Annotated in this window: 6 protein-coding genes; 2 read left to right on the plus strand and 4 right to left on the minus strand. The window is 73.5% G+C overall.

Annotation, left to right across the window (positions count from 1 at the left end):
- Nucleotides 1–633: 633 nt before the first annotated feature.
- From ND748_RS23470 to ND748_RS23480, 3 genes are all read right to left on the minus strand, one after another.
- Nucleotides 634–873: a hypothetical protein gene (locus tag ND748_RS23470; RefSeq protein ID WP_251748130.1), complete on the minus strand. Its 240-nt coding sequence runs from the start codon at nucleotides 871–873 to the stop codon at nucleotides 634–636.
- A gap of 143 nt (nucleotides 874–1,016) precedes the next feature.
- Nucleotides 1,017–1,748, minus strand: coding sequence for a nitroreductase family protein (locus ND748_RS23475; RefSeq protein WP_251748125.1), 732 nt, complete (start codon nucleotides 1,746–1,748; stop codon nucleotides 1,017–1,019).
- 104 nt (nucleotides 1,749–1,852) lie between these two features.
- A complete protein-coding gene (locus tag ND748_RS23480; protein ID WP_251748126.1) occupies nucleotides 1,853–3,595 on the minus strand; it encodes a metallophosphoesterase family protein in 1,743 nt (580 codons plus the stop codon).
- A 165-nt stretch (nucleotides 3,596–3,760) separates the two neighbouring features.
- Here ND748_RS23480 and ND748_RS23485 point away from each other — a divergent pair, with 165 nt between their 5' ends.
- Nucleotides 3,761–4,423 (plus strand): FMN-dependent NADH-azoreductase, encoded by a 663-nt coding sequence (locus ND748_RS23485; RefSeq protein ID WP_251748127.1) that lies wholly within the window; start codon nucleotides 3,761–3,763, stop codon nucleotides 4,421–4,423.
- Here ND748_RS23485 and ND748_RS23490 read toward each other — a convergent pair.
- Complete coding sequence (locus ND748_RS23490) at nucleotides 4,420–4,872, minus strand: pyridoxamine 5'-phosphate oxidase family protein (RefSeq protein WP_251748128.1); 453 nt, start codon at nucleotides 4,870–4,872, stop codon at nucleotides 4,420–4,422. The two genes, ND748_RS23485 and ND748_RS23490, sit on opposite strands and share 4 nt — an antisense overlap.
- Nucleotides 4,873–5,097: 225 nt before the next feature.
- Between ND748_RS23490 and ND748_RS23495 the strand changes: the two genes are divergently transcribed.
- On the plus strand, nucleotides 5,098–5,714 hold a 617-nt coding region (locus tag ND748_RS23495), incomplete at its 3' end, for an enoyl-CoA hydratase-related protein (protein WP_251748129.1).

Here is a 5,714-nt window from a genome sequence, read left to right on the forward strand (position 1 = left end):
GTGCCGGCCCCGGCGACGACCGCCGCGAGGCCGACGGCGGCCCGCCGGCTCGGCCCGGGACGCGGACCGTCGTCCGCCTGGTCCCCGCCCCGTCCCCCGATTTTACTGGCCACTTCTGCTCCGATTCTGTGCGATCCCGCCCGCATCGCGGGCATGACAGCGCACTCCCCGCCGGCGGCATGATGGCTCTCGTCGAAAGCCGTCGAAATACCGATTCCTCGATCGGCGGGGACCTGCGCGTCGACGTTTCCCGGACCCGAACCCTCCTGGCTGACGCGCATGACGAGACAGGGAGCGGGTTGTCGGGTCGACGCGAATTACTTTAGGATCCGCCCGGGGATGAGCGCGGAGAATGTCGCGCACGCTACGCGTCGTCGGCCTTCGCCGGCCATCTCCGTGATTACGAGGACGGGTTTGGCGGTATCCGAGCAACTCGCCTGCATTGTGACGGTTGCGGCCTCGGGGCGCCTGGTCGAGGCGGTGGCCGGGCGCTCGAGCGCGCAGTCCCGGGCCGGCCGCCACGACAACCGGCGCCGCCCTGCTCACCGGACCACGAGGTCGGGAGATGCAGAGACGGCGCCGGTGGGTAGATCCAGCTGGCGATCCCGCGCGCGCGGACGATGGCCCTACCGATCAGTCGGCGGGGGCCCCGCCCGGGAGCGTGGGCTGGGACTGCGGCACTCCGGCCAGTTCACCATCCGGTGCGCAGTGATTCGACGCGCCGAGTAGTGACCGGAGCTCCAGTAGATCGTCGATCAGTTTGGTCGTCGCCGCGTCGCGAGATAGTCGCCGTAGTTCGTTCAGCATCGCGTCTGTTTCCTCGACGGTAGGAAGCTCGTCGATCGAGGCGACCATGGTGACAATATCGGTCATAATATCCGCCACCTTTGTGATCCGCTAATGAGATCAGCCCCGGCACGTCGTTGGGCGGGACGCGACAAAGCAGGAGCATACCCCGCTGCGGCCGGTTTCACTCCTCTTTCGAGTCGCCGGTGCCGGCCAATCGACCGTGGACCTCAGCCGGCCGCCGGCGAATCCGTCGGGCCGCCCGGCGGCGGCGGCGCGGTCGCCGTGCCGAACGCGGGGCCGTCGAAGGTGTCAATGCGGGTGAAGGTGCCGACCGGATGGCGGGTCAGCCGGGTCGTGGGCCGCGCCGGGTAGCCGAGGGCGAGCACGGCGGCGAGGCCGTGGTCGGGCGGGAGGTGCAGCAGGGCGGCCACCGCCGGCTCGCGTCGGGCGGCGAAGGTGGTCAGTGTCCCGCCGAGGCCGGCATCGCGGGCCGCCAGCAGGATGTTCTGCGCAAACGGGTAGATCGACGCGCCGCCGACGACGCTCTGCCGGTCGAGGTCGACGTCGGTCACCGCGAGCGCGGTGAGCCGCACGGCGAGGACGAGCAGGACGGGCACCTGGTCGAAGGCGTCCACGAAGGCGCTCGGCGCCGGGGTACGGGCGGCAGCGTCGAGGTCGATCGCGGGGCCGTGCCAGCGGCCGTCCGGGCCGGGCGCGAACGGCCGCACCCCGGCGCGTCGCTGCGCCACATACTCCCGCCAGCCTTCGCGGACGAGGTCGCGCAGCCGCCGGCGCAGCTCGGGGTCGCGCACGACGAGCACGACCCACGGCTGCTGGTTGCCGCCGCTCGGGGCGAACCGGGCGGCGTCGAGAACCTGCTCGAGGGCCTCGTCCGGCACCGGCTCGGCGGTGAACTCCCGCACGGCGCCGGCGGTCCGCATCACCTCACGCAGCTCCATGCCCACGAGCCTAGCCAGGCCGGTGGGCGGCCGGAGTTCCCGCGGTCATCGGCCGTCGGCCGTCGGTCAGTGGCCGTTGGTCGGGTGGTCATTCGTCCGGGGGCTCAGTCGGAGCGGCGGCGGCGCAGGGTGAAGCGTTCCAGCAGGGTGTAGGCGGGCGGGGGGTCGCCGGCCTGGACGCGGGGTGCATGGTGGTAGCCGACGGTGATGGTGGTCGGACCGCCCGGGCGGCTGCCGGGGTCGAGGTCGAACACGGCGATGCCGTAGGGGTGGCCGGTCGCGTCGGGGCGAGCCGACCAGACCGCCTCCTCGACGGCGTCGGCGGGCGACTTGGCGTAGACGCCGGTCGACGCGTTGCGGGTGATCTCGTTTCGCCTCGTGATGACCTTGCCCTGCCGGGCGCCGGTCGGGGTGACGCCGTAGCTGTCGGTGGGCCCGCTGGTGCCGCCGCCGCCGAGGACCAGGTAGACGGTGCCGGCGTCGGTGTCGAAGGTGTCGGCGGTCGGGTCGGTGACTACGGGCCGGGGCCGCAGCGTGTCGACGGTTGCGCCGCCGGCGACCTCGGTCCCGCGGTCGCGGTCGAAGCCCCGGACCGGGAACGTGCGCTCGTAGTCGTGGTCGTGCCCGGAGACGACGAGGTCGACCTGGTAGCGGTCGAACAGCGGCAGCCACGCCTGGCGCAGGCCGAGGTCGGAACCGTTGCCGGTGGCGGAGCTCGACAGCGGGCACTGGTGCGTCTGGACGATGATCCAGTCGATGGTGCGGTCGGCCCGCGCGGCGGCGAGGGTGTGCTCCAGCCAGCGGGTCTGCAGGTTCCCGCCGGGGGTGAGGGTGCCGTTCGGGCCGGCGGCGAGCGGGCCGGTGTACTGCCGGTTGTACTGGCTGTGGCCGGCGGGGATCGTCGCCGCGCCGTTCGGCGGGACGACGTCGGTCGCCGCGAAGGCGCCGCCGTCCTGGTAGATGACGTCGTCGGCGTCGAGGGAGATGAACAATGCCGAGCCGACCCGGTAGCTGTAGAAGGTGCCGGCGAAGCCGCGGACGCCGTTCGACGGCAGGCTGAACCGGGTCAGGTAGGAGTCGTAGCCGTGCGGGCCGTTGCCGAACTCGATCTCGTGGTTGCCCAGCGCCGGCATCCATGGCCGGTTCGCCGCGGAGCGGGCCACGTTGACGCCGAAGTCGCGCCACACCGCCGGCTGCTGGGCGAACGTGAGGTTGGCATAGCACAGGTCGCCGTTGAGCAGGTGGAACAGCGGCGCGAAGCGTTCGACCGCGTCCACGGCGTGAAACGCGTTGGGGGACGAGATGGTCCACGCCTTGTCGGTGGCCAGGTCGCCGTAGCTGGTGAATCGGAACGGGAACCGGCCGCGGCGGGCGGTGGTGAACGTCCCACCGGCGCCACCCGGACCACCCGGACCACCCGGACCACCCGGACCGGCGGTGGACGCCCCGGCCGTGACCGGCCCGTCGGCGGTGTCGACCTGGTAGACGTAGGCGGTGCCGGGGGTGAGGCCGCGCAGCTTCGCGTGGTAGGTCACGACCCGCTGGCCGTTGAGGCCGTCGACGTAGGTCCGCTCCTCGGCGTCGACGAACCGGCCGAACCCGCCGGCCGCGGTGCCGAGCCGCACCCGTGGCCGGCGCACGGTGGCCGGCGACACCCAGGACACCGTGACCGCCGTCGCCGGGTCGTCACCCCACCCCAGATGCACCTGCTCGGGGAGGGTGGCCGGGCCAGTGCCCGCGAAGGCCGGCTGCCGCCACAGGGTGGGACCGGCGACGACGGTCAGCCCGCCGCCGATCGCGGCGGTGCGCAGCATGGCGCGGCGGGACGGGCCGGCCGAGGCGGTCATGGGTTTCACGTCCATGGGCCGTGATGCTGTCGCGCCCGGCGGACGGTGAGCGGTCGGGCACATGGCGACAATGGGACCATCAGGTGAACCTGAGCGGGCCGAGTTGCTGGCGTAAAGTCGGCGCTGCGTCGGCGGCGGTAGCGCGGCCGCGAGCAAGGAGTGCGCATGCCCGGACTGCTGCACCTGGACTCCTCCGCCGACCTCACCGGCTCGACGACGCGGGCACTGACCCGGACCTTCGCCGACACCTGGCAGGGGCTCGGCCCGCAGCACACGGTGACCTACCGCGACCTGCACGTCGACCCGCCGCCGCATCTCAGCGACGCCGCGCTGCACTGGGCGCCACGGCTGCGCCGTCCGGGGGAGACGCCCGACCCGGCCGCCGCGGCGACGCAGGAGCTCCTGCTCGCCGAGCTGCTCGCCGCCGACGTGCTGGTCGTCGGCGCGCCGATGTACAACTGGTCGATCCCGTCGACGCTCAAGGCGTGGATCGACCAGGTGCACGTCCTCGGTGTGACCGCGCCGTTCGACACCCGGGAGCAGCCGCTGGCCGGCCGCCCGGCCGTCGTCGTCTCCGCCCGCGGCGCGCAGTACGGTCCCGGCAGCCCGACGGCGGGCTGGGACCACGCGGTCCCGCCCGTCGAGCTGGTCCTCGGCCGCTCCCTCGGGATGGCGGTGACGGTCGTGTCGACCGATGCGACGCTGGCCTTCCGGGTGCCGGCGATGGCCGAGTTGCGCACCACGGCGAAGGCGGAACTCGACGCCGCCCACCGTTCGGTCATCGAGCTCGCCACCCGCCTCGGCCACCAGTCGGCCACCGCCCGCTAGAGCTTGCGGAAGTCCCAGCTTGTGATCTTCTCGGGGGTGAGGCGCAGCCAGCCGTGGCGGCCGTCGGGGCCGGTCGTGCCGCCGTCGGCGTACTTCGCGGCGAACAGGCGCTCCGGGGCCTCGAGCTCGGGGTTCGGCACGTCGGCGCGCGGCGCCTCGCCGACCGGGGCGAACCGGCCGCGCAGCTCCACCCCGCGCAGCTCGCCATAGCCGATCCCGGCGTCGACGAGCACGGCGGCGCGCGGGTCGCGGGTGAGGTCGGTCCACCGCTGGCTGCGCACGATCGACCACAGCCACAGCGCCTGGCCTTCCCAGACGAACCACAGCGGCGTCAGGTGCGGGCCGTCGGGGCCGGCCGTCGCGACCCGGCAGACCCGTTCCTCGGTGAGGAAGGCGTCGATCTCGGCCCGTTCCATCGCGATCTTCCGGCCGCGTCGCTGTTCCTGCATGCGGGCACATCCCCTCGGGCGCAGCCGCGCCGATCGCGGCCGGATCGGAAACATCGTTCCTGCCAGCCCAGAAGGCTATTCTGTGTCTCCGGCCGGCGCTGGTCCTCCGGACGCCGGCGTGCCGGCGCGCATGACGGGCCGGGGAGCACGGCGGGTCGGAGCGCATGACGGGTCGGAACATATGACGGGTCGGGGAGCACGGCGGGACGGGGCGTGGAGCGGGCGATGACGGACGGGGACGCGCACCGGGTGGACGTCCGCCGCGAGGGCCACGTGCTGGTCGTGTCGATGCGCCGCGAGCGCCGGCGCAACGCGGTCGACCGTGCGATGGCCGACGCCCTCGACGCCGCGCTGAACCTGCTCGACGACGACGACGATCTCTGGGTCGGCGTGCTCACCGGTACCCCGACGGTGTTCTGCGCCGGCAGCGACCTGACCGCAGGGGGCGACTACGTCACCGAGCGAGGCGGCGAGTACGGCGTGGTCCGCCGGCGTCGCCGCACGCCGCTCATCGCCGCGGTCGAGGGCCCCGCGCTCGGCGGCGGCCTGGAGATCGTGCTGGCCTGCGACCTCGTCGTGGCGGGCGCCGACGCCCGGTTCGGCCTGCCGGAGGTGACGATCGGGGTCGTCCCCACCTGCGGCGCGCTGTTTCGCGGCCCGCGGGCCCTGCCGCTGAACCTGGCCCGCGAGCTCATCCTCGTCGGCGATCCGTTCGACGCCCGGCGTGCCTACGAAGCGGGCCTGGTCAACGTGCTCACCGAGACCGGCGGGGCGCTCGACGGCGCCCTCGCGCTGGCCGTGCGGATCTGCCGCAACGCGCCGAGCGCCGTGCGGGCCTGCCT

Source organism: Frankia sp. AiPs1 (genome assembly GCF_023716945.1).
In the GTDB taxonomy this organism is placed as follows: Bacteria; Actinomycetota; Actinomycetes; order Frankiales; family Frankiaceae; genus Frankia.

Bases quoted from the DNA above. Each gene is read 5' to 3' on its own strand.
- ND748_RS23490 (WP_251748128.1), bottom strand. From the start codon at position 4,872: ATGCAGGAACAGCGACGCGGCCGGAAGATCGCGATGGAACGGGCCGAG.
- ND748_RS23485 (WP_251748127.1), top strand. From the start codon at position 3,761: ATGCCCGGACTGCTGCACCTGGACTCCTCCGCCGACCTCACCGGCTCG.
- ND748_RS23480 (WP_251748126.1), bottom strand. From the start codon at position 3,595: ATGACCGCCTCGGCCGGCCCGTCCCGCCGCGCCATGCTGCGCACCGCC.
- ND748_RS23475 (WP_251748125.1), bottom strand. From the start codon at position 1,748: ATGGAGCTGCGTGAGGTGATGCGGACCGCCGGCGCCGTGCGGGAGTTC.
- ND748_RS23470 (WP_251748130.1), bottom strand. From the start codon at position 873: ATGACCGATATTGTCACCATGGTCGCCTCGATCGACGAGCTTCCTACC.